This window comes from Halorubrum sp. SS7, assembly GCF_005435055.1.
Lineage (GTDB): Archaea > Halobacteriota > Halobacteria > Halobacteriales > Haloferacaceae > Halorubrum > Halorubrum salinarum.
Map to the genome: position 1 here is coordinate 1 of NZ_SGXV01000379.1, position 384 is coordinate 384.

Annotated in this window: 1 pseudogene; it reads left to right on the plus strand. The window is 80.2% G+C overall.

Features of this window, described 5'->3' with window-relative positions:
* A pseudogene (locus EXE44_RS18475) lies at window positions 1–384 on the plus strand (DNA mismatch repair protein MutS); the annotation flags it as partial.

The following is a 384-nucleotide window of genomic DNA, read 5'->3' on the forward strand; positions in this document are numbered from 1 at the left end:
CTGGCGGGGGTCCCCGGGCCGGTCGTCGACCGCGCGCGCGACCTGGTCGCCGCGGAGGAGGCGGAGCGAGGTCGGGACCAGAGCGGGACCGAGCCCGAGGGGCCGGCCGACGACGCGGCAGCGACCGACGAGGGCGAGCCGGCCGACGGGGACCGCGACGGAGACGCGTCGCTGCGGGAGTTCCTCGCGGAGGAGGCCTCGGAGCAGGGAGACGGGGCCGGTCCGCCGGCGGGCGACCCCGCCGCCGAGACCCCCACCGAGGGCGACCGCGCGCGGCCGTCGAACGAGGCCGACGAGTCCGCGCCCGGCGCGTCGCCCGACCTCGCCGCGGCGCTCCGCGACCTCGACCTCGCCCGGATGACGCCGATCGAGGCGCTGAACGCT